Source organism: Mycobacterium sp. SMC-16, assembly GCF_046250085.1.
In the GTDB taxonomy this organism is placed as follows: Bacteria; Actinomycetota; Actinomycetes; order Mycobacteriales; family Mycobacteriaceae; genus Mycobacterium; species Mycobacterium phocaicum.
Genome location: NZ_CP176427.1, coordinates 4720922 through 4745474, shown reverse-complemented (window position 1 = coordinate 4745474; position 24553 = coordinate 4720922). Strand labels below are relative to the sequence as shown.

Here is a 24553-nt window from a genome sequence, read left to right as displayed (position 1 = left end):
TGTCGGACGATGTCGTCATCCGGAGCGCACCACGCTCCGGCCCGCCATATATACAGTTCTTGTGCAGCTGTCGGAAAAGTGTAATAGTGGGAGCATGGCTGATACGCATGTCGTCACCAATCAGGTTCCGCCGCTGCAGGACTACAACGCTGCGACCTTCCCGGCGCTCGCCGAGGCGCTGATCCGCGAAGGCGGCGAGTGGGGCGTCGACGAGGTCCACGAGGTCGGCGCGCGCGGCGGCAGCCGGGTGGCGCAGCGCTGGGGTGAGCTGGCGGACCGCAACGTCCCGATCCTGCACACGCACGATCGCTACGGGCACCGAGTCGACGAGGTCGAGTACGACCCCGCCTACCACCAGCTGATGAACGCCGCGGTGACGCACGGTCTGCACGGCGCACCGTGGGCCGACGACCGTCCGGGCGCGCACGTCGTCCGCGCGGCGAAGATGTCGGTCTGGACGCCCGAGCCCGGCCACGTCTGCCCGATCTCGATGACCTACGCCGTCGTCCCGGCACTGCGGTTCAACCCCGACCTGGCCAAGGTGTACGAGCCGCTGCTGACCAGCCGGGTCTATGACCCCGAGCTGAAAGTGCCTGCCACCAAAGCGGGTATCACCGCGGGCATGTCGATGACCGAGAAGCAGGGCGGCTCCGACGTGCGCGCCGGCACCACGCAGGCCACGCCCAACGGCGACGGCACCTACTCGTTGCGCGGCCACAAGTGGTTCACGTCGGCACCGATGGGCGACATGTTCCTGGTGCTGGCCCAGGCGCCCGGCGGTCTGTCGTGCTTCTTCCTGCCGCGCGTGCTGCCCGACGGCACCCGCAACCGCATGTTCATCCAGCGGCTCAAGGACAAGCTCGGCAACCACGCCAACGCCTCCAGCGAGATCGAGTACGACGGCGCGACCGTCTGGCTCGTCGGCGAGGAAGGACGCGGCGTGCCGACCATCATCGAGATGGTCAACCTGACCCGGCTCGACTGCACACTGGGCAGCGCCACCAGCATGCGCACCGGTCTGACCCAGGCCGTGCACCACGCCCAGCACCGCAAGGCCTTCGGCGCGTACCTGATCGACCAGCCGCTGATGCGCAACGTGCTCGCCGACATGGCCGTCGAAGCCGAGGCGGCGACCATGCTCGCGATGCGCATGGCCGGCGCCACCGACCGGGCTGTCCGCGGCGACGAACGCGAAAGCCTGTTCCGCCGGATCGGTCTGGCGGCGGCCAAGTACTGGGTGTGCAAGCGCGCGACGCCGCACGCCGCAGAGGCCATGGAGTGCTTCGGCGGCAACGGCTACGCCGAGGAATCCGGCATGCCGCGCCTCTACCGCGAGGCCCCGCTCATGGGCATCTGGGAGGGTTCGGGCAATGTGAGCGCGCTGGACACCCTGCGCGCGATGGCGACCAAGCCCGAGTGCATCGAGGTGCTGTTCGACGAACTGGCGCAGACGCAGTCGCAGGACCCCCGGTTGGACGCGCACGTCGACGCGTTGAAGGCGCAGCTGACCGATTTCCAGACCCTCGAATACCGCGGACGCAAAGTGGCCGAGGATATTTCGCTGGCCCTGCAGGGTGCGCTGCTGGTGCGTCACGGTCACCCGGCGGTGGCCGAGGCGTTCCTCGTCAGCCGCCTCGACCGCCAGTGGGGCGGCGCGTTCGGCACCCTGCCGACGGGCCTCGACCTCGCGCCCATCATCGAACGCGCCCTCGTCAAGGGCTGATCCAAAAACCTGTTTTGGACAGTCTCACGACTGCCCGAGGGAAAGTGAGCCAGTGGATTTCGACAATCTGAAGACCATGACCTACGAGGTCGCCGATCGCGTCGCCCGGATCACGTTCAACCGGCCGGAGAAGGGCAACTCGATCGTCGCGGACACTCCACTGGAGCTGGCCGCATGCGTCGAGCGGGCCGACCTCGACCCGAACGTGCACGTGATCCTGGTGTCCGGCCGTGGTGAAGGCTTCTGCGCCGGTTTCGATCTGAGCGCGTACGCCGACGGCACCGGAGCCGCCGGCGGCGCGGAGCACCAGGGCACGGTGCTCGACGGCAGGACCCAGGCGGTCAACCACCTGCCGAACCAGCCCTGGGATCCGATGATCGACTACCAGATGATGAGCCGGTTCGTCCGCGGCTTCTCGAGCCTGATGCACTGCGACAAGCCGACAGTGGTGAAGATCCACGGGTATTGCGTGGCCGGCGGCACAGACATCGCGCTGCACGCCGACCAGGTGATCGCGGCCTCCGATGCCAAGATCGGGTACCCGCCGATGCGGGTGTGGGGCGTGCCCGCGGGCGGGTTGTGGGCGCATCGTCTGGGCGACCAGCGCGCGAAGCGTCTGCTGTTCACGGGGGATTGCATCACCGGGGCGCAGGCCGCCGAATGGGGCCTGGCCGTCGAGGCGCCGGCCCCCGAGGACCTGGACGAACGCACCGAACGGCTCGTGGCGCGCATTGCGGCCATGCCCGTCAACCAGCTGATCATGGCGAAGCTGGCCTGCAACACCTCGCTGCTGCAGCAGGGCGTCGCCACCAGCCGGATGGTCAGCACGGTCTTCGACGGCATCGCCCGGCACACCCCCGAGGGCCACGCGTTCGTCGCCGACGCCGTCGAGCACGGCTTCCGGCAGGCGGTGCGGCACCGTGATGATCCGTTCGGGGACGCCGGCCGGGTGGCCTCCGGGGTCTGACGACCATGGCTGACCTGAAGCGGATGACCGCCCGGTCGGTGGTGCTCAGCGTGTTGCTGGGTGCCCACCCCGCGTGGGCGTCCGCGGCCGAGTTGGTCCGGCTCACTTCGGATTTCGACATCAAGGAACAGACGCTGCGGGTGGCGCTGACGCGCATGGTCAGCGCCGGCGACCTGGTGCGCTCGGCCGACGGCTACCGTCTCGCCGACCGCCTGCTGGCTCGGCAACGGCGACAGGATGCCGCCATCGACCCGAAAACCCGGCCGTGGCGCGGCGACTGGACGACGGTCGTCATCACCACCGTCGGTGCCGATGCCCGGACCCGGGCGGACCTGCGAAACGACCTGCTGCAGAACAGGTTCGGTGAGCTCCGTGAAGGTCTGTGGCTGCGGCCGGCCAATCTGGCCGGCGAACTCCCGGAGGAGATCACGGCGAACGCCCGGGTACTGACCAGCAAGGACGACGATCCGGCGGGACTGGCCGCCGTGCTGTGGGATCTGCCCGCCTGGAGCGATACAGCGCGGCAACTGCTCGACGAGATCGCCTCTGCCGCCGACGTGCCCGGCCGGTTCGTGGCCGCGGCCGCCATCGTGCGGCACCTGTTGTCCGACCCCGTACTCCCTGCTGAACTACTTCCGGGCGACTGGCCCGGCGAGCAGTTGCGGCAGGCCTACGCAGACTTCGCCGCCGAATTGACCGGGCGGCGCGACGAACCGATGGAGGCATCATGACCGAACCCGTGCGCGTCGAGAAGAACGGACCGGTGACGACGGTCATCATCGACCGGCCCGGCGCCCGCAACGCCGTCAACGGGCCGACGGCGGCGGCGCTGTACCAGGCGTTCGACGAGTTCGACCGCGACGACTCCGCGTCCGTCGCGGTGTTGTGGGGCGACCACGGAACCTTCTGCGCCGGAGCAGATCTCAAGGCGTTCGGCACCCCGGACATGAACCAGACGCACCGGACGGGTCCGGGGCCGATGGGCCCGAGCCGGATGATGCTGTCGAAGCCGGTGATCGCCGCGGTCAGCGGCTACGCCGTCGCCGGTGGGCTGGAGCTGGCGGTGTGGTGCGACCTGCGCGTCGTCGAGGAGGACGCGACGTTCGGCGTGTTCTGCCGGCGCTGGGGCGTCCCGCTCATCGACGGTGGGACGGTCCGGTTGCCGCGGCTGATCGGGCACGGCCGGGCCATGGACCTGATCCTCACCGGCCGCGCCGTCGACGCCGCGGAGGCGCTGCAGATCGGCCTGGCCAACCGGGTCGTCCCGCACGGGCAGGCCCGCGAGAAGGCCGAAGAGCTGGCCCACCAGCTGGCGGCGTTGCCGCAGTTGTGTCTGCGCGCCGATCGGATGTCTGCGCTGCGGCAGTGGGGCGAATCCGAGGAATCCGCAATGGAATTCGAGTTCGGCAGCCTGGTGCAGGTGGCCGAGGAGTCACTCGCGGGCGCACAGCGGTTCGCCGGGGGAGCGGGCCGCCACGGCGCGCAGGCGTGAGGGCCGGCTAGCCCTTGCTGACGGTGTTGCCGGTTCCGGTGTTGGTGACCTTCGGTGACCCGTCCTTGTAGGTGACGGTGGCGTGCATGCCGACGACGTCGAGCTCCTGGTCGACCTTGTCGAACGTCACTTTGTTGTCGGTGCCGCCGATGTTCGCCTTCGAGCAGGTGCCTTTGACGGTGAGCGTGTTGTTGGCGCCGCCTACGGTCAGCGATTTGCCGGTGCCGCAATCGATTTCCCGGGTGGTGCCGACGGCGCTGTAGTTGATGGTGTTGCCCACCTCGACCTGCGCAGTCGTCGGCACGCCGGCGGTCCCGGTGGTGCCCGCGGCGGTCGAACTGCCGCCCGTCGTGCTGTCCTGCGATCCGCAGCCGGTCAGCACCAGCGCTGCAGCGGCGACGACGCCCGCCGCCATCGCGATTCGGTTGGGGTTCATACGGTGTCCCTCCCTGTCGGCGTTACCGGCACCCGGTGCGGAGGCCGGTCAGGGGATTTTGTTGAGCCGGTTGCCCAATCCCAGTTGGTGTCCGACGTCGATGAGTGCCGGATCCCCATTGTGGAATATGACGGTCTGATTGAAGCCGTAAGCGGTGACGTCATTGACGATCGTGTCGGCGATGACGGTGTTGGACGAGCCCTGCACGGTGACGGCCCAGCAGGTGCCGAACGCGGTGACGGTGTTGCCGCTCCCGTTGACGAACAGGGTGCCGCCGTGGCAGTCGAGGGTCTGGGTGATGCCCGTGCCGACGATGTGGGTGTCGTCGTTGACCGCGGCGGCATGGGGTGCGCCGACGGTGAGCGGGACCGTAAGCAGGCCGGCAACCAATGCGGTTCCCCATGCTTTGCGAATCACGATGGTCCCCTTCGTTGTGGGTCGGGCATGACGTGCACCGTCGTGCGGTATCTGGGAGCCTACGTTGCGGGGCAGGTGCTGCGGAGGAGGTTGGTCCGTTCTGTGGGACTTGTCATGAGACGCGGTTACAAATTTCGCTCAAATGGCGACGTATCTGCAGCGTCCAGAGGTTAGAGTCATTAGTTAACTGGCCGCGCCGCAGCTGGTGGCACCCAGATAGAACACCGGAGGATCGGGCAGATGGCACCTCGGCCAGAGTCGCAAGCCGTTGGGGATGCCCGACCGGCTGCGCCGGTCCGGTCGCGGGCGACGGCACGCGCCACCAAGCTCAGCCGGGACTCTATCGTCAGCGCCGCGCTGACCTTTCTCGACCGCGAGGGCTGGGACGCGCTGACCATCAATGCGCTGGCCAACCAACTCGGCACCAAGGGCCCGTCGCTGTACAACCACGTGCAGAGCCTCGACGACCTGCGCCGCACGGTCCGGATGCGCGTCATCGACGACATCATCGGCATGCTCAACACCGTCGGCGAGGGCCGCAGCCGCGACGACGCGGTGATGGCCATGGCCAGTGCCTACCGCAGCTACGCCCATCACCATCCGGGCCGGTACTCGGCGTTCACCCGGATGCCGTTGGGTGGCGACGACCCCGAGTACACCGCCGCGACGCACGCGGCGGCCGGGCCGGTGATCGCGGTCCTGGCGTCGTACGGCCTCGACGGTGAGAACGCCTTCTACGCGGCGCTGGAGTTCTGGTCGGCCCTGCACGGTTTCGTGTTGCTGGAGATGACGGGCGTGATGGACGGCGTCGACACCGACGCGGTGTTCACCGACATGGTGGTACGGCTGGCACGAGGGATGAACGAGCGCGACTCGGCGTGAGCGGGGGAGTGCGTGATGTCTGACGACCCCAGCGGCTGGCAGCCGCCGCAGCCGCCCCAGCCGCCGCCGGGCTTCCTTCCGCCGGGGATGCCACCGGGCATGTCGCCCGCATGGCTGCCGCCGCCCGTGACCGCGCCGTCCGGCGTGCCCCGGTGGCTGGTCGCCCTGGTGCTGACGGTGCTCATCCTCAGCTATGGCGCGACGGTCTTCGTGACCAGGGACATCTGGCGTGCGGGCAAGCCACGCCCGGTGGTGCACGCGTCGGTCGAGATTCAGGCTCCGCCCGGCACGGCGCCGGACGCCCTCGCGCAGACCCGCAAGGTCGTCGAGTCCCGGATCGGTCACCTCGGTGGACACGACGTGGCCGTCGGGCTGGACGGGAACACCCTCAAGGTCAGCGCCACTGACGTCACCGAGGCGCAACTGCGGGGCGTCACCGCCGTCGGCCGCCTCTATATCCGACCCGTGATCCATACGATTCCGGCGCAGCCCGACCCGACGTACCCGGCGCAGACCCCGGCGACTCCGCAGCGGGCCGACAGCCAGCGCATCGCCGATGAAAAGGCGCTGCGGCAGAGCACCCAGCCGCAGATTCAGGTGTTGTCGCTGCAGTTCCAGGCCACGCGCTGTGGTCAGCCCGACGCACTCGCCGACCACGACGACCCGACGCTGCCGCTCGTCACCTGCTCCGACGACGGCAAGCAGGTGTATCTGCTGGACGAATCGATCATCAGCGGCGACCAGATCAAGGACGCGTCGGCGCGGCAGGGCGGGCAGCGCGGCGACTACGTCGTCTTCGTCGCCTTCGACGACAAGGCCGCCGACGTCTGGTCGACGTTCACCGCGGCCAACACCGGCGCCCGGACCGCCTTCACCGTCGACACCCGGATCGTCAGCGCGCCGGCGCTGCTGGAACCCATCACGACGGGGCGCACCCAGATCCATGGGCAGTTCACCGCCGATTCGGCGAAGTCGTTCGCCGCGGTGGTGGCCGGCGGGGCGCTACCGCTGCCGATCTCGGTGCAGTCGGTGCAGACGGATCAGCTCGCCCCGGCATTCTGGTCGGCACCACGAATCGCGGTTGTCGGTGGCGGGGTGGTGGTGATCTTCGCGGTCATCCTCGGAGCGGTTCTGATGACCCGATGGGGACCGCGCCACCGATAAGGTGTTGATCACGCTCCTGGCCACACCGCCCTGACCTGCGGTTTGAGTCCTCTGTGCGGGTTTGGATCGTGGCGGTCCGTACTGGTATCGTGGTGGTTCGTGCCTGGCCGACTGGGCGCTTGCATTCATTGTGTTTGTAGGCATGCCTGCACGCCGGGCCAATTCGCATGTCCGTGGTGCACTGAAAGGTTCTGTGCCCAGCCTCGTGCGACACGCCCGGACGCGGGGTATGCGATCGGACGAAAACCGCAGTACAGAGACTTAAAACCGCAGTACGAACGCAACAGAGAAAGCCGATAGATGCCAACCATCAACCAGCTGGTCCGCAAGGGTCGCCACGACAAGACCGCCAAGGTCAAGACCGCGGCGCTCAAGGGCAGCCCGCAGCGTCGTGGTGTGTGCACCCGCGTGTACACCACCACCCCCAAGAAGCCGAACTCGGCGCTGCGCAAGGTCGCCCGTGTGAAGCTGACGAGCCAGGTTGAGGTCACGGCCTACATCCCGGGTGAAGGCCACAACCTGCAGGAGCACTCGATGGTGCTCGTGCGTGGCGGTCGTGTGAAGGACCTCCCCGGTGTGCGCTACAAGATCATCCGCGGCTCGCTGGACACCCAGGGTGTCAAGAACCGCAAGCAGGCACGCAGCCGTTACGGCGCCAAGAAGGAGAAGAGCTAATGCCACGCAAGGGTCCCGCGCCGAAGCGGCCGCTGGTCAACGACCCGGTCTACGGTTCGCAGCTGGTCACCCAGCTCGTCAACAAGGTGCTGCTGGACGGCAAGAAGTCGCTGGCCGAGCGCATCGTCTACGGCGCCCTTGAGCAGGCTCGTGAGAAGACCGGCACCGATCCCGTCGTGACGCTGAAGCGCGCCATGGACAACGTCAAGCCGTCCCTCGAGGTCCGCAGCCGCCGTGTCGGTGGCGCGACCTACCAGGTGCCGGTCGAGGTTCGTCCGGACCGCTCGACCACGCTGGCGCTGCGCTGGCTGGTCAGCTTCTCGAAGGCTCGCCGCGAGAAGACCATGGTCGAGCGTCTGGCCAACGAAATCCTGGACGCCAGCAACGGCCTGGGTGCCGCCGTCAAGCGACGCGAGGACACCCACAAGATGGCCGAGGCGAACCGGGCCTTCGCGCACTACCGCTGGTGACTCAATCGCCGGCCGCCAATGTCGGCGGCCGGCGCATCTGATTCACAACTGACCGCCCTCCCGGGCGACGCGGATTTACTTAAAGCAACTGAAAGAGTGGGAATCTAGCCGTGGCACAGGACGTGCTGACCGACCTGAACAAGGTCCGCAACATCGGCATCATGGCGCACATCGACGCCGGCAAGACGACGACGACCGAGCGCATCCTCTTCTACACCGGTATCTCGTACAAGATCGGTGAGGTCCATGACGGCGCGGCCACCATGGACTGGATGGAGCAGGAGCAGGAGCGTGGTATCACCATCACCTCCGCTGCCACCACGTGTTTCTGGAACGACAACCAGATCAACATCATCGACACCCCGGGCCACGTCGACTTCACCGTCGAGGTGGAGCGTTCGCTCCGCGTGCTCGACGGTGCCGTTGCCGTCTTCGACGGCAAGGAAGGCGTGGAGCCGCAGTCCGAGCAGGTGTGGCGTCAGGCCGACAAGTACGACGTGCCGCGCATCTGTTTCGTCAACAAGATGGACAAGCTGGGCGCCGACTTCTACTTCTCGGTCCAGACCATGAAGGACCGCCTGGGCGCGAACGTCATCCCGATCCAGCTTCCGATCGGCTCCGAAGGTGACTTCGAGGGCGTCGTCGACCTGGTCGAGATGAAGGCCAAGGTCTGGCGCGGCGAGACCAAGCTCGGTGAGAAGTACGAGACCATCGACATCCCGGCCGACCTTCAGGAGAAGGCCGACGAGTACCGCACCGCCATGATCGAGGCCGTCGCCGAGACCGACGACGAGCTCATGGAGAAGTACCTGGGCGGCGAAGAGCTGACGATCGACGAGATCAAGGGCGGCCTGCGCAAGCTGACCGTCACCAGCGCCGCCTACCCGGTGCTGTGTGGTTCCGCGTTCAAGAACAAGGGTGTGCAGCCCATGCTCGACGCGGTCATCGACTACCTCCCGACCCCGCTGGACGTGCCGGCCGCCGAAGGCCACGTCCCGGGCAAGGAAGACGAGATCATCTCGCGCAAGCCGTCGGCCGACGAGCCGTTCTCGGGCCTGGCGTTCAAGGTCGCCACGCACCCGTTCTTCGGCAAGCTGACCTACGTCCGCGTCTACTCGGGCAAGGTCGACTCCGGTGCTCAGGTCATCAACTCGACCAAGGGCAAGAAGGAGCGTCTGGGCAAGCTGTTCCAGATGCACTCCAACAAGGAGAACCCGGTCGAGTCGGCTGCCGCGGGTCACATCTACGCGGTCATCGGCCTCAAGGACACCACCACCGGTGACACCCTGTGCGACCCGAGCAACCAGATCGTCCTGGAGTCCATGACCTTCCCGGACCCGGTCATCGAGGTGGCCATCGAGCCCAAGACCAAGAGTGACCAGGAGAAGCTGGGCACGGCGATCCAGAAGCTCGCCGAAGAGGACCCGACCTTCAAGGTGCACCTGGACCAGGAGACCGGCCAGACCGTCATCGGCGGTATGGGCGAGCTCCACCTGGACATCCTGGTCGACCGCATGCGTCGCGAGTTCAAGGTCGAGGCCAACGTCGGTAAGCCGCAGGTCGCGTACCGCGAGACCATCCGCAAGGCCGTGCAGAACGTGGAGTTCACCCACAAGAAGCAGACCGGTGGATCGGGCCAGTTCGCGAAGGTCATCATCAACGTCGAGCCCTTCATCGGCGAAGACGGTGCGACCTACGAATTCGAGAACAAGGTCACCGGTGGCCGCATCCCGCGTGAGTACATCCCGTCGGTGGACGCCGGTGCGCAGGACGCCATGCAGTACGGCATCCTGGCCGGCTACCCGCTGGTCAACCTCAAGGTGACGCTGCTCGACGGCGCCTACCACGACGTCGACTCGTCGGAAATGGCCTTCAAGGTCGCCGGTTCGCAGGCACTGAAGAAGGCTGCGTCTGCGGCGCAGCCGGTCATCCTGGAACCGATCATGGCCGTCGAGGTCACCACGCCCGAGGACTACATGGGCGACGTGATCGGCGACCTGAACTCCCGCCGTGGCCAGATCCAGGCCATGGAGGAGCGCAGTGGTGCTCGTGTCGTCAAGGCACAGGTTCCGCTGTCCGAAATGTTCGGCTACGTCGGCGACCTCCGGTCGAAGACCCAGGGCCGGGCGAACTACTCCATGGTGTTCGACTCGTACGCCGAAGTTCCGGCGAACGTGTCGAAGGAGATCATCGCCAAGGCGACGGGCCAGTAGTCTCTGACCCGTTGTCCCTGGCGGACCACATAACTGAACACTGTTTTACTGCTTTACACACCTGCTTAACCAAAGCACCAACAAGTCCAGGAGGACACAGAAGTGGCGAAGGCGAAGTTCGAGCGGACGAAGCCGCACGTCAACATCGGGACCATCGGTCACGTTGACCACGGCAAGACCACGCTGACTGCAGCAATCACCAAGGTTCTGCACGACAAGTACCCCGATTTGAACGAATCGCGCGCATTCGACCAGATCGACAACGCGCCCGAGGAGCGTCAGCGCGGTATCACCATCAACATCTCGCATGTTGAGTACCAGACCGACAAGCGCCACTACGCCCACGTGGACGCCCCCGGTCACGCTGACTACATCAAGAACATGATCACCGGTGCCGCCCAGATGGACGGCGCAATCCTCGTGGTCGCCGCCACCGACGGCCCGATGCCGCAGACCCGTGAGCACGTGCTGCTCGCCCGCCAGGTCGGCGTGCCCTACATCCTCGTCGCGCTGAACAAGTCCGACATGGTTGAGGACGAGGAGCTCCTGGAGCTCGTCGAGATGGAGGTCCGCGAACTGCTGGCCGCTCAGGACTTCGACGAGGACGCCCCCGTGGTCCGCGTCTCGGCGCTGAAGGCGCTCGAGGGCGACGCCACCTGGGTGAAGTCGGTCGAGGAGCTCATGGAGGCCGTCGACGAGTCCATCCCGGACCCGGTTCGCGAGACCGACAAGCCGTTCCTGATGCCCGTTGAGGACGTCTTCACCATCACCGGTCGTGGCACCGTGGTGACCGGTCGTGTCGAGCGTGGCGTGATCAACGTCAACGAAGAGGTCGAGATCGTCGGCATCCGCCCGACCACGACCAAGACCACCGTCACCGGTGTCGAGATGTTCCGCAAGCTGCTCGACCAGGGCCAGGCCGGCGACAACGTCGGTCTGCTGGTTCGTGGTATCAAGCGCGAAGAGGTCGAGCGTGGCCAGGTTGTCGTCAAGCCCGGCACCACCACCCCGCACACCGAGTTCGAGGGCAGCGTCTACATCCTGTCCAAGGACGAGGGCGGCCGCCACACGCCGTTCTTCAACAACTACCGCCCGCAGTTCTACTTCCGTACCACGGACGTGACCGGCGTGGTTACCCTGCCCGAGGGCACCGAGATGGTCATGCCCGGTGACAACACCGACATTTCCGTCGTGCTGATCCAGCCGGTCGCCATGGACGAGGGTCTGCGTTTCGCCATCCGTGAGGGCGGTCGTACCGTCGGCGCGGGTCGCGTTACCAAGATCATCAAGTGATCTAGTTTTTCCAGCGGAGCGCCGCTCACCCGAAAGGGTGGGCGGCGCTTTGTTTTGCAGGAGAAAGAGGTGTCGACGCATGGAACTTGCGGGCAAGATGGCAGGATCGTTCGCGATGGAGGGGAACGCGATGAGGGGTGGCCTGTCGTGCGGGTGAACGTGCGGGCATTCACCGACACCGGTCTACGCCGGAAGCGCAATGAAGATGCCGTGATGGTCGGCGGCTGGGTCAGCCAGACGCACAACGGTGTCCTGGTGGAGATGCGGATGCAGCCGGGGTCCCCGTTCGTCTGTGCGGTGTGCGACGGCATGGGCGGGCACGTCGGCGGTGACGTCGCGAGCCGGACGGCGCTGAGCATGATCGCGACCATGTCGCCGGGCTGGACCGGTGGCGACGACATCACGTCGTCGCTGTCGTACGTCAGTGACTGGCTGTACGACATGGGCCGCGAGACCGAACTGGCCGGGATGGGTACCACCATCGCCGGTGTCTGTCTGACAGCCGACGAGGTGATCGTCTTCAATGTCGGGGACAGCCGGGTGTATTCGGTTGCGGGCGAGACGCTGACGCAGGTTTCGGTCGACGACGCCGTCCTCGACGCCTCGGGCCGGCCCACCAACATCATCACGCAGTCGCTCGGCCAGGGCGTGCCCATCGCCGCCCACCTGACCGCGACACCGCTGCAGCCCGGTAGCTACCTGATGTGCTCTGACGGTGTGCACGGTCAGATGGAGCATCACGATCTGCAGGCGGCCACCGCCTGTAACGACCGCGGCGACGGCTCGGCCATCATCATCGGGACGGCGCGGGCCAACGGCGCCGCCGACAATTTCTCGTTCGTCCTGTTGGACGTCCTCGGCGACTGAGCCGCACTAGAGTCTCTCGCAGCGGTTCAGCTGATCAAGGAGCGTGGCTGACATGTTGGTGCGTTATCTCAAGGCTCAGGCCATGGTGCTGCTGTGTGGCGGGCTGGTGGGCCCGATCTTCCTGGCGGTGTACTTCTTCTCCGGCCAGGACGAATTGCTGAAGTGGATGTTCTGGGCGGGCCTGCTGGTCACGGCCATCGACGTGTTGGTCGCATTGGGGCTGGCCGGGTTCGGTCAGATGCGTTCGGCGGAGCTCGAGCAACTCGAGGCCGGCGGGGTACTGGCGCTGGCGGAGGTGACCGGGATCGGGGAGACCGGCACCCGGGTCAACGACCAGCCACTGGTGAAACTGAATCTGCAGATCTCGGGGCCGGGTCTGGCGCCGTTCCAGGCGCAGGACAAGGTGCTGGCCTCGGTGAGCAGGCTGCCGATGATCACGGCCCGTAAGCTCGTCGCACTGGTCGATCCGGCGACCAACAAGTTCCACATCGACTGGCAGCGAAGTGCTTTGGTGTCGGGCATGATGCCGGTCCGGCTCACGTCGGAGCAGGACGGCCGGACGTATGACCTGACGGGGCGCTCGGGTCCGATCATGGCGATCCTGCAGATCCTCAAGGCCAACGGGGTGGCGCTCGAGGGCATGGCGGACCTGCGGTCGAATCCGGCTGTGCGGCAACAGGTCATGGACGTGGTCCGGCGGGCGACGGCCGCCGAGCGGGAGCCGGCCGCAGCGCCCGCCGCGGCGGCACCTGTCGTTCCGCCGGCACCGGCGCCGTCGACCGCACAACGGCTGCAGGAGATCGAGACACTGCGCGCCATGGGCACCATCAGCGAGGCCGAGTACACCGCGAAGCGCGCTCAGATCATCGCGGAGCTGTAGCCGATATCCCGCCTGCGGGGAGCCACTAGAACGCGTTCTAGTTTGGCTGCTAGCGTGACGGTAATTCCGGCGCGATGAAGGGACTGGCAATGGCGGCAGACGGAGCACTCGAAGGCAAGGTGGCGTTCATTACCGGGGCTGCCCGCGGGCAGGGCCGGGCGCACGCCATCCGGATGGCGCGCGAGGGCGCCGACATCGTCGCCATCGACATCTGTGGTCCCGTCTCGGACACCATCACCTACCCCATGCCGACGTCGGAGGATCTCGCCGAGACCGCACGCCTGGTCGAGGCCGAGGGCCGCAAGGTCCTCGCCCGCGAGGTCGACATCCGCGACCTCGCCGCCCAGAAGCAGGTCGTCGCCGACGCCGTCGAGCAGTTCGGTCGTCTGGACATCCTGGTGGCCAACGCGGGTGTGCTGAGCTGGGGACGGCTGTTCGAGATCGACGAAGACCAGTGGGACAGCGTCGTCAACGTCAACCTGTCCGGCACCTGGCGCACCATCCGGGCGGTGGTGCCCGCCATGATCGAGGCCGGTAACGGGGGATCGATCATCATCGTCAGCTCGTCGGCCGGGCTGAAGGCGACGCCGGGCAACGGCCACTACGCGGCCTCGAAGTTCGGCCTCGTCGGTCTGACCAATGCGCTGGCGCTCGAGGTGGGCGAGTTCGGCATCCGGGTCAACTCGATCCACCCCTACTCGATCATGACGCCGATGATCGAGCCGGAGGCCATGGGCGCGATCTTCTCCAAGTACCCGACCTACCTGCACAGCTTCGCGCCGATGCCGTACAAGCCCGTCGCACACGACGGCAAGGCCGGTCTGCAGGAGTTCATGACGCCCGAAGAGGTCACCGACGTGGTGACCTGGCTGGCCGGCCCGGGATCGGCAACCATCTCAGGTTCCCAGATCGCCGTCGACCGCGGCGTCATGAAGTACTGACCTACGCGGACACCTGACCGACCAGGACGTCGGCGAATTCTGTTGCGCCCGCCGAGATTCTGATCGCCGGGCGGCCGCAGCCGGGCGTCGTCGTGCGGCGCAGCGCGGATTTGCCGTCGAGGTCGACCGAGACCTCGCCCGCCTTGGTGATGGTCACATCGATTGCATGCCAGTCGTTGTCGGGCGGTGCCGGGATCGGGACCGCATCCGCGTCGGCCGGGTTGTTGCCGGCGGTGAGTCCGATGGCGTAGCCGCCGGTCGTGCCGCGGACCCGTCCGGTGAATCGCAGCGAGCACGCCGGATCACCGGGCTGGATCAGTCCTGCCCAGGCGGTCGTCGGGTTGGCTGGCGGGTCGAGGCGTACCGTCCGGCCGTCGTTGGTGAACGTGACGTCGATGTCGCCGATGCGGGTCCAGGTGTCGAAGTCCGTCGGCTCCGGTGGGTGCGTCGGCACGATGGTCAGGCCGTTGAACGTCGTCGGCGGCGCGGTCGACGGCGCCGCGGTGTCGCGCAGGGACTTCGTGGCGACGACCGTGCCGCCTGCCACCAGCGCGACCACGGCGAGCACCGCACCGCCGATGATCCACCATTTCCGGGCGCCGGACCGGCGCGGCGGGCCCGGTTCTGTTGGCGCGTAACGGTATTGGTCGTCCGCCCACAACGCCCATCCCGGCGGTGGCGGCGGCCAGGTCGGATCCGGCTGCCAGTCGGGCCCGGGCCGCCAGCCGGGCGGGAACGGCGGCCAGTTGGGTGGCGGATTGAAGCGCATCCTATGGGTCTATCACCGAGCGCCCGGCGGCCCGGCCAGCACCTCGGCGAATCGGTCCATCGCCCAATCGATTTCGGCCCCGGTGATCACCAGCGGCGGGGCGAACCGCAGGGTCGGGCCGTGGGTGTCCTTGGTCAGCACGCCGCGTTCGGCCAGTCGCAGGCTGGCCTCGCGGCCGGTGCCGACCGCCGGATCGAGGTCGACGCCCGCCCACAGGCCCAGCCCGCGCACCGCCGTCACGCCGTGTCCGATCATCGCGGTCAGGCGGGCGTGCAGGTGCCGGCCGAGTTCAGTTGACCTGGACTGGAATTCGCCACGCTGCAACATGCCGACCACCGTGGTGCCGATGGCCGCGGCCAGTGGATTGCCGCCGAACGTCGATCCGTGCTCGCCGGGGTGCAGTACGCCGAGCACATCGGCGTCGGCCACGACCGCGGACAGCGGTACGATGCCGCCACCCAGCGCCTTGCCCAGCACGTAGATGTCCGGCACCACGCCCCAGTGGTCGCAGGCGAACGTGCGCCCGGTGCGGGCCAGGCCGGACTGGATTTCGTCGGCGATGAACAGCACGCGGCGCTCGGTGCACAGCGCGCGGACCCGGGGCAGATAGTCGTCGGGCGGCACGATGATGCCGGCCTCGCCTTGGATCGGTTCGATCAGCACAGCGGCGGTGTCGTCGTCGATGGCGGCCGCAAGCGCGTCGGCGTCCCCGAACGGCACCGACCGGAAACCGGGGGTGTACGGGCCGAAGCCCTGCCGGGCTGTCTCGTCGTCGGAGAAGCTGATGATCGTCGTGGTGCGGCCGTGGAAGTTGCCCCGCGCCACGATGATGTTGGGCGCCGTCACCCCCTTGACGTCCCGGCCCCATTTGCGCGCGACCTTGATGGCGCTCTCGACGGCCTCGGCGCCGCTGTTCATGGGCAGCACCAGATCCTTGCCGCACAACTGCGCGAGCGCGGCGCAGAACGGGCCCAGCCGGTCGGAGTGGAAGGCACGGCTGACCAGCGTCACGGCGTCCAGTTGGGCGTGCGCGGTCGCCAAGATTTCGGGGTTGCGGTGGCCGAAGTTGACCGCCGAATACGCGGCCAGGCAATCCAGGTAGCTGCGTCCCTCCGGATCGGTGATCCAGACGCCGTCGGCGGATGCCGCGACGACCGGCAGCGGGGCGTAGTTGTGCGCGGCATAGCGGTCGTCGAGGGCGATCAGCTGAGCCGTGCTCTGCGGTGTTCCCGCAACGGCTTTCAGCATGACGTCGAGTGCACCTCCAGGGTGCAGCACTTCACCGACCCGCCGCCCTTGAGCAACTCGGACAGGTCGACACCGACGGGACGGAAACCGGCGTCGGCGAGCTGCGCGGCGAAGCCAGTGGCCGCGGCCGGATGTACGACGTTCAATCCGTCGGACACCGCGTTGAGGCCGAGTACGTGGGCATCGGCATCGGAAACCTCGATGGCGCCCGGGAACATCTTGCGCAGCAACGCCACCGACGTGGCGCCGAAGGCCGGGGGATAGAACGCGATGGTCTCGTCATCGAGGACAGCCAGCGCGGTGTCGAGGTGGTAGAAGCGGGGATTGACCAGCTGCAGGCTCACCAACGGCAGCCCGGACAGCTTGGCGACCTCGTCGTGCGACTGGCGGTCGGTGCGGAATCCATAGCCGGCCAGGATCTTCGACCCGATGATCAGCAGGTCGCCCTGTCCCTCGTTGGTGTGCTCGGTGTACAGCGGGCAGTAGCCGTGGTCCATCATCCAGCCGGCGTAGGCCACCGATTCTCCGGTCCGCTGCGGGTAGGTGAAGCGGGCGATGATGGCCACCTTCTCGAACCCGTCGTCGAGCACCAGTCCGCCGTTGGCGGCGTACACCATGTCGGGCAGTCCGGGAATCGGGTCGACCAGTTCGACGGTGTGCCCGAGGCTCCGGTACGTGCGGACCAGCTGCTCCCACTGCCGCACCGCCAGCGCCGCATCCACGTGGGTCGAGGTGTCCATCCACGGGTTGATCGCATATTCGACGGCGAAATGCGTCGGCCGGGTCATCACATAGTGCCGGGGGCGGGCCACCCGGTCTGGTCGCCAACCTGGATTCGGTGTCGCCATCTTGACGACATCAGTAATCGTCATAATTCGATGGTAGAAGCACTCTTGCGTGCAAGCAATCGCTGCTTGTTGCACGTATGTAACAGATCTATTGTTTGATAACTCGCGATTCGACAATCTATTGCGTGACGGAGGTGTGCGGCCGGTGGAAAGCGTCGACGAGACCGACGAGCGCATCCTCGCCGAATTGGCGGACAACGCGCGTGCCACGTTCGCCGAGATCGGTGAGCGGGTCGGCCTGTCGGCGCCCGCGGTCAAGCGGCGGGTCGACCGGCTTCTCGCCACCGGCGTCATCCGCGGTTTCACCACCGTCGTCGACCGGAACGTGATCGGTTGGGGGACAGAGGCATACGTTCAGGTGTACTGCCACGGCACCATCACGCCGGCGCAGCTGCGCGAGGCCTGGGAGGGCATCCCCGAGGTGGTCTCGGCTGCCACGGTGACCGGGACGTCCGACGCGATCCTGCATCTGATGACGCGCGACATGAGACATCTGGAGTCGGTGCTGGAGCGCATCCGGGGCAGCGCGGCGATCGAACGCAGCGAGAGCATCGTGGTGCTGTCGAACATCGTCGAGCGCAGGGTCGGGGGCCGGGGCCAGGCCTGAATGGCTACCGGTGTGCTGAGCAGGCAAGCACAGGGTGGCCTACCTCGCACCGGCCGCATCGTGTAAGAAAGCCGACGTGACTACAAACGGAGGCATCGTCATCGTCGGTGGCGGTCTGGCCGCTGCACGTACCGCCGAGCAGCTGCGCAAAGCCGAGTACGCCGGGCCGATCACGCTGATCAGCGACGAGGTCCATCTGCCGTACGACCGGCCGCCACTGTCCAAGGACGTGCTGCGCGCCGAGGTCGACGACACGACGCTCAAGCCCGCCGAGTTCTACGCCGAGAACAACATCACGCTGCTGCTGGGCTCGGGTGCGGTCAAGCTGGACACCGAGGCGCAGACGGTGACGTTGGCGGGCGGCGAGGTCGTCGCGTACGAGGAACTGGTCATCGCCACCGGCCTGGTGCCGCGCACCATCCCGTCGCTGCCGGACCTCGAGGGCATCCGGGTGCTGCGTACCTACGACGAGTCGCTGGCGCTGCGCGCGCATGCCGGGTCGGCCAAGCGCGCCGTCGTGATCGGCGCCGGGTTCATCGGCTGCGAGGTGGCCGCCAGCCTGCGCAAGATGGGTGTCGAGGTGACGATCGTCGAGCCGCAGCCCACGCCGCTGGCGTCGGTGCTCGGCACCGAGATCGGTGAGTTGGTCGCACGGCTGCACCGCGCCGAGGGCGTCGACGTGCGGTGCGGCGTCGGGGTCACCGGCGTGACCGGCACCGGTCACGTCGAGAAGGTGCAGCTGGCCGACGGTTCCGAGCTCGATGCCGACGTCGTCGTCGTCGGTATCGGGTCGCGCCCCTCGACCGACTGGCTCGACGGCAGCGGCATCGCCGTCGACAACGGCGTCGTGTGCGACGCCGCCGGCCGCACCAGCGCGCCCAACGTATGGGCCATCGGTGACGTCGCCTCCTGGCGGGATGTCGCGGGACATCAAGTGCGGGTGGAGCATTGGAGCAACGTGGCCGAGCAGGCGCGGGTGATCGTGCCGGCGATGCTGGGCCAGGATGCCACCGCCGCCGTCGTCGTGCCCTACTTCTGGAGCGACCAGTACGACGTCAAGATCCAGTGCCTCGGCGAGCCCAAGGCCGGTGACACCGTGCACATCATCGAGGACGACGGCCGCAAGTTCCTGGCGTTCTACGAGCGCGACGGCGCCGTCAGCGGCGTGGTCGGCGGCGGTATGCCGGGCAAGGTCATGAAGAACCGGGCCAAGGTCGCCGTCGCGGTGCCGATCGCGGACGTCCTGGGCTAGCTCCCGTGCGATTTGTGCACGAAAATCCGCGCGTCACGCGGAAAATCCTGCACAAATCCCTGAGCCGGCGTGCTTGGCTGTCGAGATGACTTCTGAGGTCCGTGCTGCGGGCCTGCGCGCGGCGGTGCGCACGCTCGAACCGGGCTACTTCGCGGTGGTCATGGCGACGGGCATCGTGTCGACGGCGGCGTGCCTGCTGAAGTTGCACACGGTGTCGGCGGTGCTGCTGTGGATCGCCGGAATCGTCTACGTCGTGCTGGTGGTCGGCAATGTCGCACGAATCATCTTGTTCGGTAGAGATTTTCGGGATGGCCTGGCCGATCCCGAACGCAGCTTCACGCTGTTCACGTTCGTCGCAGGTACCGATGTCCTGGCGGCCCGGTTGTTGCTCGATGGTCATGTCGCACCGGCGGTCTGGCTGTCGGTCCTCGGGGGTCTGTCCTGGCTGGTACTGGGCTACCTGATTCCGTGGACGGCGGTGCTCGGGCAGCCGGAGCAGCCGGCCCTGTCCCGTGTGAACGGTACGTGGTTTCTTGCGGTCGTCGCGGCCCAGTCGGTGGCCGTCATGGCGGCTGGACTGCAGCCGTTGCTCGGCGAGACCAACCGGCCACTGGCGCTGCTCGCGGTGCTCTGCTGGTCGGTCGGCGTTTTTCTGTACGCGGCGGCGGGCATTTTGGTCGCGCTCCGCATGCTCATGTATCCGGTGACCGCGCAAGAACTCACCCCGCCGTACTGGATTGCCATGGGCGCCACCGCGATCACGGTGTTCGCCGGCGCCCGCATAGTGCAGATGGCCGACACTCCGGTGGTGGTGTCCACGCGGGGTCTGATTGCGGGGGTGGCCGTGCTGTTCTTCGCGTTCGGCACGTGGCTGATCCCGGTGCTGATCGTGGCCGGCTTCTGGCGCCACCTCATCCGCCGGGTGCCGTTGCGGTACAGCACGGCGCTCTGGAGCATGGTGTTCCCGCTTGGGATGTATGCGGTGGCCGGGCACTTCCTCGGTTTGGCTGACGGGTTGCCCGCCCTGACCGATATCGGCGACCTCGCGGGCTGGGTGGCGCTGGCCGCGTGGACACTGACGTTCCTCGCGATGTGCGGCTCGGTGGGCGCGAAAGCCCGCGTCGCGCGCGGGCTTTCGCGCACCGGTCAGAACGCGCCGAGGTAGAACCGAGCGCCCTGGTCGTCGGCGCAGTGCGCCATCATCCCGTACGGCTGTCGGGACGGTGCTTCGATCACCGAACCGCCGGCTTCGAGAACTCGCGCGACGGCAGCGTCGATATCCGTCACCGTCCACATCGGGACGGCGACGGTCTGGGCGGCGCCACCGGCGGCGCCGGACATCGGGTGGCAGTCCTGCACGCCCCATCCGTCGTCGATGCGGCCTGGTTCGAACGTCCAGCCCAGTACCGCACCGTAGAAGTTCCGGAACGCGGCCGATTCGGTCACGTAGTACGTCATGTACGAAAGTTCGCCCGGCCCAGCCCCGTTCAGCGCGGGGCGAGGAATGTCCGGTGTCGGCTGGAACACCGCGAAGTCGGTGCCCAGCGCATCGGTGGCGTCCACGGTCGGCCCCCATTCGTGGTCCTCCGGCGTGCCCACCTGACCGCCCGCGGCGAGGATCGCCTGCCGCGCGGCGTCGAGGTCGCGCACCGCGTAGCAGCAGAACACCGTCTGCGGGCCGGTGGTCTCGAAGATGCCGGTGTGCAGTCGGTTGCCCGTCACCTTGTGCGTGCCCGGGTCGTATGTCCAGCCGAGCACGTGGCCATAGAACGCGGCCGCCCGTTCGGCGTCCGGCGTCTGCACCGAGATGTAGCCGATGTCGCCGTGCCGGATCGGGACCGCGACCGGGACCGGGCCGGTGAGCATCCAGCGGTGGCCGAACGGGTCGATGACCACCGCGGTCCGCGAGCCGTGGGCGTCGTACGGTTCCCGCTGTACCTGCGCGCCATGTTGCCGGGCTTGCGCCAGCGCGGCGTCGGTGTCCGGCACGTTGAGCATCAGACTCACTGAAACCGACTGGGGTGCCGGTGCTTTCAGGCCGATTTCGGGGAACTCATCGGCGAGGTACAGCACGCCGCCGGCCAGCGAGAGCTCGGCGTGCCCGATGCGCCCGTCGTCCATGACCACCGGATCGCCGGCGACGACGGCGCCCAGCGCGTCGACGTACCAGCCGATCGCGGCGCGGGCGTCGGCCACGGCGAGATAGGGCAGCGCCGCGGGCCGGGGCACCCCGACCTCAGCGGCGGGGGTGTTCAGTTCGGCGATGGCAGTGTCGGTGCCACTCATGACAACTCCTTTCGGCAGGGTGACGGCGGCTTCCAGGCGCGCGCGCAGTCGGGCCGCGAATGTCGGGTCCGGCTGCACGGGGTGTTCACCGCCGGCCAGGACCGTCAGCGGGTCGTGACTGTTGTGCATGGTCATGACGCACCTCCGTCCTGGTATTCGGTGTCGTGGTATTCGATCTTGAATGCCCGCTTGGCCCGCACCAGCAGGGCCTCGGTGGCGTGCACGGTGCGTCCGATCAATTCGGCGCATTCGGGCACGGGGCGGTCATCCAGATATCGCAACGTCAGCACCATGCGGTGCTGTTCGGGTAACCGGGCCAGCGCGGCCTCGGCGACGATGCGGTCGAGCTCGGCGTCCCAGTCGTCGAAAGGCTCTGCGGGCTCGGGTGTTTCGGGTACGGGGACGGTGAAGCGGTCGTGTCTGCGACGGTAGTGGTCGGCCAGTTTGTGCCGGGCCACGCCGATCAACCAGGGCACCGAGATCGTCGGTGGCGCATCCCGGCGGGCGGCGTCCATCGCCGCCAGAAACGTCTCCGACGTCAGGTCTTCCGCGGTGCCCCGATCACCGCAGCGCCGCACGAAGTAGCCGTAGACGACGGGCAGTGCCGAGTCGTACAGCGCCAGCAGCGTCTGCGGAGCATCACCGTCTGATTCGCCCCTCACACCCTTATCGTCGCGCCGGGCGCGCATTTTCCGACGCCCCAACCGCAACTTTTTGTGATTTGTGCACGGTTTTCCGCGCTGACCGCGGAAAACCGTGCACAAATCACACGGCGCCGATGCCCGCGCGGACGATGTCGAAGGCTTCGCCCAGGGCATCGGGCAGCGAGACGGTCTCGTCGGCGAGCCACTGTTCGTAGGCGGTCAGCGCGACCCCGAGCACCGTCCACGCCACCGTCTGCGGCACCAGCGCTGTCGGCTTGGTGTCCAGCCGGCGCGCGACGAATGCCGCGATCACGCCGCGCCAGCCCGCGTACATCGTCATCGAGTAGGCCTGCAGCGCGTCGGTCTGCAGGATCACCTGCATCCGGCGTCGGTGCCGGGGCGTCTCGGATTCGTCAAAGCTGTTGAATTCCAACAGCGCCGAGCGCAGGGCGGCGTCCAGCGGTACGTCGTGGGGGACGGCATTCAGAAGGTCCCGCAGATCGGTCAGACTCGCGTCGAAGTCGGCCCAGGGGATGGCATTTTTCGACGAGAAGTACCGGAACAGGGTGCGCCGGGAGATCCCGGCGGCGTGGGCGACGTCGTCGACGCTGACGTCGTCGAAGCCGCGGGTCGCGAAGAGTTCGAGCGCCACATGGGTGATGTGGTCGCGCGTGGTGGAGCGGCGACGGCCCACGCGGCCGTGCTGGGGGGCGGCCGCGGCATCGCGCTCGGGACGCTCCGTTTCGGTCCGCATCAGACCCGCCCTTCCTTTTCGGCACTCGATGCCATATTCTTGCGACTTGGATCACAGTTGTCGAGTCCCGACAACTGCCACGGTAGCGAAAGGGGCGATCCATGGACTCGAATCAGCAGGCTAATTCCGACACCGAACTGGTCACCGAGACGCTGGTCGAAGAGGTCTCGATCGACGGTATGTGCGGGGTCTACTGACCGTGTCTGCACCAGCCGCGGCCCGGACCGGGCCCGAGGCGGCCTTCGATCCGGACCGTGGCTGGCGGCTGCACCACCAGGTCGCCGTCCGTCCGGAACCGTTCGGCGCCCTCTTATATCACTTTGGTACGCGCAAACTTTCGTTCCTCAAGAACCGCATCATCGTCGAGATCGTCAACTCGCTCGCCGACCATCCGGACGTTCGCAGCGCCTGCCGCGCCGTCGGTATCGACGATGACCAGCAGGGGCCGTATCTGCACGCGTTCGGCGTGCTGGTCCAGTCCAAGATGCTGATCCCGGTAGACCAGAACAGCCCCGAAGGATCCACCGCTTCATGACCGCAACGGCACCCGTGCCCCGGCTGATCGAGCAGTTCGAGCACGGCCTCGACGCGCCCATCTGCCTCACCTGGGAACTGACCTACGCCTGCAACCTGTCCTGCGTGCACTGCCTGTCGTCGTCGGGCAAGCGTGACCCGCGCGAGCTGAGCACCCAGCAGTGCAAGGACATCATCGACGAGCTCGAGCGCATGCAGGTGTTCTACGTGAACATCGGCGGTGGCGAGCCGACGGTGCGGTCAGATTTCTGGGAACTCGTCGACTACGCCACCGAGCACCACGTCGGTGTCAAGTTCTCCACCAACGGCGTGCGCATAGACGAGGCGGTCGCGGCCAAGCTGGCCGCGAGTGACTATGTGGACGTTCAGATTTCGCTCGATGGCGCCACCGCCGAGATCAACGACGCGGTGCGCGGCCCGGGCTCGTTCGCCATGGCGATCCGGGCGCTCGAGAACTTGAAGAACGCCGGTTTCAAGGACGCCAAGATCTCGGTCGTCGTCACCCGGCACAACGTCGGCCAGCTCGACGATTTCAAGGCCCTGGCCGACAACTACGGCGCCACCCTGCGCATCACCCGGCTGCGTCCGTCCGGCCGCGGCGCCGATGTGTGGGACGACCTGCACCCCACCGCCGAGCAGCAGGTGCAGCTGTACAACTGGCTGGTCGCCAAGGGGGAGCGGGTGCTCACCGGTGACTCGTTCTTCCACCTGTCGGGCCTCGGCGAGCCCGGAGCGCTCGCGGGGCTGAACCTGTGCGGCGCGGGGCGCGTCGTGTGCCTGATCGACCCGGTCGGTGACGTGTACGCCTGCCCGTTCGCCATCCACGAGCGCTTCCTGGCCGGAAACATCCTCAGCGACAATGGGTTCCAGGACGTCTGGCAGAACGCCCCGCTGTTCCGCGAGCTTCGGGAACCGCAGTCAGCCGGTGCCTGCAGCAGCTGCGGGCACTACGACAGCTGCCGCGGCGGCTGCATGGCGGCCAAGTTCTTCACCGGCCTGCCCATGGACGGGCCGGACCCCGAGTGCGTGCAGGGCTACGGCGAGCCCGCCCTGGCGCAGGGCCGCGACAAGCCCAAGTCGCATCTCGACCACTCCCGCAGCGGCGGCCGCAAGGGGCCGATCCCGCTCAAGCTGTTGGCCATGCCGGCCAAGGCGCCCCAGAAATTCTGTAACGAAAGTCCTGTCTAAATC

Annotated in this window: 27 protein-coding genes; 19 read left to right on the top strand and 8 right to left on the bottom strand. The window is 67.3% G+C overall.

The window, feature by feature from the left end:
• The first annotated feature begins 94 nt into the window (after positions 1-94).
• The 4 genes from ACJEIK_RS23065 (at position 95) to ACJEIK_RS23050 (ending at position 4182) form a co-directional block, all read left to right on the top strand.
• Positions 95-1723 (top strand): acyl-CoA dehydrogenase family protein, encoded by a 1629-nt coding sequence (locus tag ACJEIK_RS23065; RefSeq protein WP_135356867.1) that lies wholly within the window; start codon positions 95-97, stop codon positions 1721-1723.
• Positions 1724-1799: 76 nt separating this feature from the next.
• A complete protein-coding gene (locus tag ACJEIK_RS23060) occupies positions 1800-2690 on the top strand; it encodes a crotonase/enoyl-CoA hydratase family protein (RefSeq protein ID WP_061003254.1) in 891 nt (296 codons plus the stop codon).
• Between the two features lie 14 nt (positions 2691-2704).
• Entirely contained in the window at positions 2705-3421 is a 717-nt protein-coding gene (locus ACJEIK_RS23055; protein WP_209841208.1) for a PaaX family transcriptional regulator C-terminal domain-containing protein, read from the top strand.
• Positions 3418-4182: a crotonase/enoyl-CoA hydratase family protein gene (locus ACJEIK_RS23050; RefSeq protein WP_135356869.1), complete on the top strand. Its 765-nt coding sequence runs from the start codon at positions 3418-3420 to the stop codon at positions 4180-4182. Before ACJEIK_RS23055 ends, ACJEIK_RS23050 begins: the two co-directional genes overlap by 4 nt.
• A gap of 7 nt (positions 4183-4189) precedes the next feature.
• On the opposite strand, the gene ACJEIK_RS23045 is transcribed toward ACJEIK_RS23050, so the two are convergent.
• Together ACJEIK_RS23045 and ACJEIK_RS23040 are read right to left on the bottom strand one after the other, a co-directional pair.
• Entirely contained in the window at positions 4190-4618 is a 429-nt protein-coding gene (locus tag ACJEIK_RS23045; protein ID WP_135356870.1) for a DUF3060 domain-containing protein, read from the bottom strand.
• 48 nt (positions 4619-4666) lie between these two features.
• Complete coding sequence (locus ACJEIK_RS23040; protein WP_061001894.1) at positions 4667-5035, bottom strand: DUF3060 domain-containing protein; 369 nt, start codon at positions 5033-5035, stop codon at positions 4667-4669.
• A gap of 240 nt (positions 5036-5275) precedes the next feature.
• Between ACJEIK_RS23040 and ACJEIK_RS23035 the strand changes: the two genes are divergently transcribed.
• The 9 genes from ACJEIK_RS23035 (at position 5276) to ACJEIK_RS22995 (ending at position 14420) form a co-directional block, all read left to right on the top strand.
• Complete coding sequence (locus ACJEIK_RS23035; RefSeq protein WP_061001892.1) at positions 5276-5917, top strand: TetR/AcrR family transcriptional regulator; 642 nt, start codon at positions 5276-5278, stop codon at positions 5915-5917.
• 15 nt (positions 5918-5932) lie between these two features.
• On the top strand, positions 5933-7081 hold the full coding sequence (locus ACJEIK_RS23030) for a SecDF P1 head subdomain-containing protein (RefSeq protein WP_135356871.1): 1149 nt from the start codon (positions 5933-5935) through the stop codon (positions 7079-7081).
• Positions 7082-7381: 300 nt separating this feature from the next.
• Positions 7382-7756 (top strand): 30S ribosomal protein S12, encoded by a 375-nt coding sequence (gene rpsL / locus ACJEIK_RS23025; protein WP_020101371.1) that lies wholly within the window; start codon positions 7382-7384, stop codon positions 7754-7756.
• The gene (rpsG, locus tag ACJEIK_RS23020; protein ID WP_020101372.1) at positions 7756-8226 is read left to right on the top strand and encodes a 30S ribosomal protein S7; all 471 of its coding nucleotides are present in this window, start codon (positions 7756-7758) and stop codon (positions 8224-8226) included. The genes rpsL and rpsG overlap by 1 nt, the downstream gene beginning before the upstream one ends.
• Before the next feature lie 161 nt (positions 8227-8387).
• Positions 8388-10439, top strand: a complete 2052-nt coding sequence (gene fusA / locus ACJEIK_RS23015) for an elongation factor G (protein WP_234785563.1) — start codon at positions 8388-8390, stop codon at positions 10437-10439.
• 102 nt (positions 10440-10541) lie between these two features.
• On the top strand, positions 10542-11732 hold the full coding sequence (gene tuf / locus ACJEIK_RS23010; protein ID WP_020101374.1) for an elongation factor Tu: 1191 nt from the start codon (positions 10542-10544) through the stop codon (positions 11730-11732).
• Positions 11733-11879: 147 nt separating this feature from the next.
• Positions 11880-12599, top strand: a complete 720-nt coding sequence (locus tag ACJEIK_RS23005) for a PP2C family serine/threonine-protein phosphatase (RefSeq protein WP_135356872.1) — start codon at positions 11880-11882, stop codon at positions 12597-12599.
• 52 nt (positions 12600-12651) lie between these two features.
• Positions 12652-13479 carry an SHOCT domain-containing protein gene (locus ACJEIK_RS23000; protein WP_135356873.1) on the top strand — a complete coding sequence of 276 codons (828 nt, stop codon included), beginning with the start codon at positions 12652-12654 and terminating at the stop codon, positions 13477-13479.
• Between the two features lie 89 nt (positions 13480-13568).
• Entirely contained in the window at positions 13569-14420 is an 852-nt protein-coding gene (locus ACJEIK_RS22995; protein WP_135356874.1) for a mycofactocin-coupled SDR family oxidoreductase, read from the top strand.
• Position 14421: 1 nt separating this feature from the next.
• On the opposite strand, the gene ACJEIK_RS22990 is transcribed toward ACJEIK_RS22995, so the two are convergent.
• Genes ACJEIK_RS22990 through ddaH form a run of 3 tightly spaced genes read right to left on the bottom strand, consistent with a single transcriptional unit; the run spans position 14422 to position 17309 of the window.
• The gene (locus tag ACJEIK_RS22990) at positions 14422-15189 is read right to left on the bottom strand and encodes a hypothetical protein (protein ID WP_409430345.1); all 768 of its coding nucleotides are present in this window, start codon (positions 15187-15189) and stop codon (positions 14422-14424) included.
• A 12-nt stretch (positions 15190-15201) separates the two neighbouring features.
• Positions 15202-16437 carry an ornithine--oxo-acid transaminase gene (gene rocD, locus ACJEIK_RS22985; protein ID WP_409430344.1) on the bottom strand — a complete coding sequence of 412 codons (1236 nt, stop codon included), beginning with the start codon at positions 16435-16437 and terminating at the stop codon, positions 15202-15204.
• Entirely contained in the window at positions 16431-17309 is an 879-nt protein-coding gene (ddaH, locus tag ACJEIK_RS22980; protein ID WP_207546760.1) for a dimethylargininase, read from the bottom strand. The genes rocD and ddaH overlap by 7 nt, the downstream gene beginning before the upstream one ends.
• 121 nt (positions 17310-17430) lie before the next feature.
• Here ddaH and ACJEIK_RS22975 point away from each other — a divergent pair, with 121 nt between their 5' ends.
• The 3 genes from ACJEIK_RS22975 (at position 17431) to ACJEIK_RS22965 (ending at position 20309) form a co-directional block, all read left to right on the top strand.
• The gene (locus ACJEIK_RS22975) at positions 17431-17892 is read left to right on the top strand and encodes an Lrp/AsnC family transcriptional regulator (RefSeq protein WP_064857488.1); all 462 of its coding nucleotides are present in this window, start codon (positions 17431-17433) and stop codon (positions 17890-17892) included.
• Between the two features lie 76 nt (positions 17893-17968).
• Positions 17969-19144, top strand: coding sequence for an NAD(P)/FAD-dependent oxidoreductase (locus ACJEIK_RS22970; protein WP_409430343.1), 1176 nt, complete (start codon positions 17969-17971; stop codon positions 19142-19144).
• 85 nt (positions 19145-19229) lie between these two features.
• Positions 19230-20309, top strand: coding sequence for a tellurite resistance/C4-dicarboxylate transporter family protein (locus tag ACJEIK_RS22965; RefSeq protein ID WP_409430342.1), 1080 nt, complete (start codon positions 19230-19232; stop codon positions 20307-20309).
• Here ACJEIK_RS22965 and ACJEIK_RS22960 read toward each other — a convergent pair.
• The 3 genes from ACJEIK_RS22960 to mftR all read right to left on the bottom strand — a co-directional run bounded on the left by ACJEIK_RS22960 (position 20291) and on the right by mftR (position 22828).
• Entirely contained in the window at positions 20291-21559 is a 1269-nt protein-coding gene (locus ACJEIK_RS22960) for a VOC family protein (RefSeq protein ID WP_135356901.1), read from the bottom strand. The genes ACJEIK_RS22965 and ACJEIK_RS22960 overlap by 19 nt on opposite strands.
• 2 nt (positions 21560-21561) lie before the next feature.
• On the bottom strand, positions 21562-22119 hold the full coding sequence (locus tag ACJEIK_RS22955; RefSeq protein ID WP_409430341.1) for an RNA polymerase sigma factor: 558 nt from the start codon (positions 22117-22119) through the stop codon (positions 21562-21564).
• Positions 22120-22195: 76 nt separating this feature from the next.
• The gene (gene mftR, locus ACJEIK_RS22950) at positions 22196-22828 is read right to left on the bottom strand and encodes a mycofactocin system transcriptional regulator (protein ID WP_409430340.1); all 633 of its coding nucleotides are present in this window, start codon (positions 22826-22828) and stop codon (positions 22196-22198) included.
• A 101-nt stretch (positions 22829-22929) separates the two neighbouring features.
• Between mftR and mftA the strand changes: the two genes are divergently transcribed.
• From mftA to mftC, 3 genes are read left to right on the top strand one after another with little or no spacing between them, the layout of a single operon-like run.
• Positions 22930-23025 carry a mycofactocin precursor MftA gene (gene mftA, locus ACJEIK_RS22945; RefSeq protein ID WP_020101386.1) on the top strand — a complete coding sequence of 32 codons (96 nt, stop codon included), beginning with the start codon at positions 22930-22932 and terminating at the stop codon, positions 23023-23025.
• A 2-nt stretch (positions 23026-23027) separates the two neighbouring features.
• Entirely contained in the window at positions 23028-23363 is a 336-nt protein-coding gene (gene mftB, locus ACJEIK_RS22940; protein ID WP_409430339.1) for a mycofactocin biosynthesis chaperone MftB, read from the top strand.
• A complete protein-coding gene (mftC, locus tag ACJEIK_RS22935; RefSeq protein ID WP_409430338.1) occupies positions 23360-24550 on the top strand; it encodes a mycofactocin radical SAM maturase in 1191 nt (396 codons plus the stop codon). Before mftB ends, mftC begins: the two co-directional genes overlap by 4 nt.
• Positions 24551-24553: the final 3 nt, after the last annotated feature.

What these genes read in the sequence shown, in the direction of transcription:
- ACJEIK_RS23065 (WP_135356867.1), top strand. Translation starts at nt 95, where the DNA reads ATGGCTGATACGCATGTCGTCACCAATCAGGTTCCGCCGCTGCAGGAC.
- ACJEIK_RS23060 (WP_061003254.1), top strand. Translation starts at nt 1,800, where the DNA reads ATGACCTACGAGGTCGCCGATCGCGTCGCCCGGATCACGTTCAACCGG.
- ACJEIK_RS23050 (WP_135356869.1), top strand. Translation starts at nt 3,418, where the DNA reads ATGACCGAACCCGTGCGCGTCGAGAAGAACGGACCGGTGACGACGGTC.
- ACJEIK_RS23045 (WP_135356870.1), bottom strand. Translation starts at nt 4,618, where the DNA reads ATGAACCCCAACCGAATCGCGATGGCGGCGGGCGTCGTCGCCGCTGCA.
- ACJEIK_RS23035 (WP_061001892.1), top strand. Translation starts at nt 5,276, where the DNA reads ATGGCACCTCGGCCAGAGTCGCAAGCCGTTGGGGATGCCCGACCGGCT.
- ACJEIK_RS23030 (WP_135356871.1), top strand. Translation starts at nt 5,933, where the DNA reads ATGTCTGACGACCCCAGCGGCTGGCAGCCGCCGCAGCCGCCCCAGCCG.
- rpsL (WP_020101371.1), top strand. Translation starts at nt 7,382, where the DNA reads ATGCCAACCATCAACCAGCTGGTCCGCAAGGGTCGCCACGACAAGACC.
- rpsG (WP_020101372.1), top strand. Translation starts at nt 7,756, where the DNA reads ATGCCACGCAAGGGTCCCGCGCCGAAGCGGCCGCTGGTCAACGACCCG.
- fusA (WP_234785563.1), top strand. Translation starts at nt 8,388, where the DNA reads ATGGCGCACATCGACGCCGGCAAGACGACGACGACCGAGCGCATCCTC.
- ACJEIK_RS23000 (WP_135356873.1), top strand. Translation starts at nt 12,652, where the DNA reads ATGTTGGTGCGTTATCTCAAGGCTCAGGCCATGGTGCTGCTGTGTGGC.
- ACJEIK_RS22995 (WP_135356874.1), top strand. Translation starts at nt 13,569, where the DNA reads ATGGCGGCAGACGGAGCACTCGAAGGCAAGGTGGCGTTCATTACCGGG.
- ACJEIK_RS22990 (WP_409430345.1), bottom strand. Translation starts at nt 15,189, where the DNA reads ATGCGCTTCAATCCGCCACCCAACTGGCCGCCGTTCCCGCCCGGCTGG.
- rocD (WP_409430344.1), bottom strand. Translation starts at nt 16,437, where the DNA reads ATGCTGAAAGCCGTTGCGGGAACACCGCAGAGCACGGCTCAGCTGATC.
- ddaH (WP_207546760.1), bottom strand. Translation starts at nt 17,309, where the DNA reads ATGACGATTACTGATGTCGTCAAGATGGCGACACCGAATCCAGGTTGG.
- ACJEIK_RS22965 (WP_409430342.1), top strand. Translation starts at nt 19,230, where the DNA reads ATGACTTCTGAGGTCCGTGCTGCGGGCCTGCGCGCGGCGGTGCGCACG.
- ACJEIK_RS22960 (WP_135356901.1), bottom strand. Translation starts at nt 21,559, where the DNA reads ATGCACAACAGTCACGACCCGCTGACGGTCCTGGCCGGCGGTGAACAC.
- ACJEIK_RS22955 (WP_409430341.1), bottom strand. Translation starts at nt 22,119, where the DNA reads ATGCGCGCCCGGCGCGACGATAAGGGTGTGAGGGGCGAATCAGACGGT.
- mftR (WP_409430340.1), bottom strand. Translation starts at nt 22,828, where the DNA reads ATGCGGACCGAAACGGAGCGTCCCGAGCGCGATGCCGCGGCCGCCCCC.
- mftA (WP_020101386.1), top strand. Translation starts at nt 22,930, where the DNA reads ATGGACTCGAATCAGCAGGCTAATTCCGACACCGAACTGGTCACCGAG.
- mftC (WP_409430338.1), top strand. Translation starts at nt 23,360, where the DNA reads ATGACCGCAACGGCACCCGTGCCCCGGCTGATCGAGCAGTTCGAGCAC.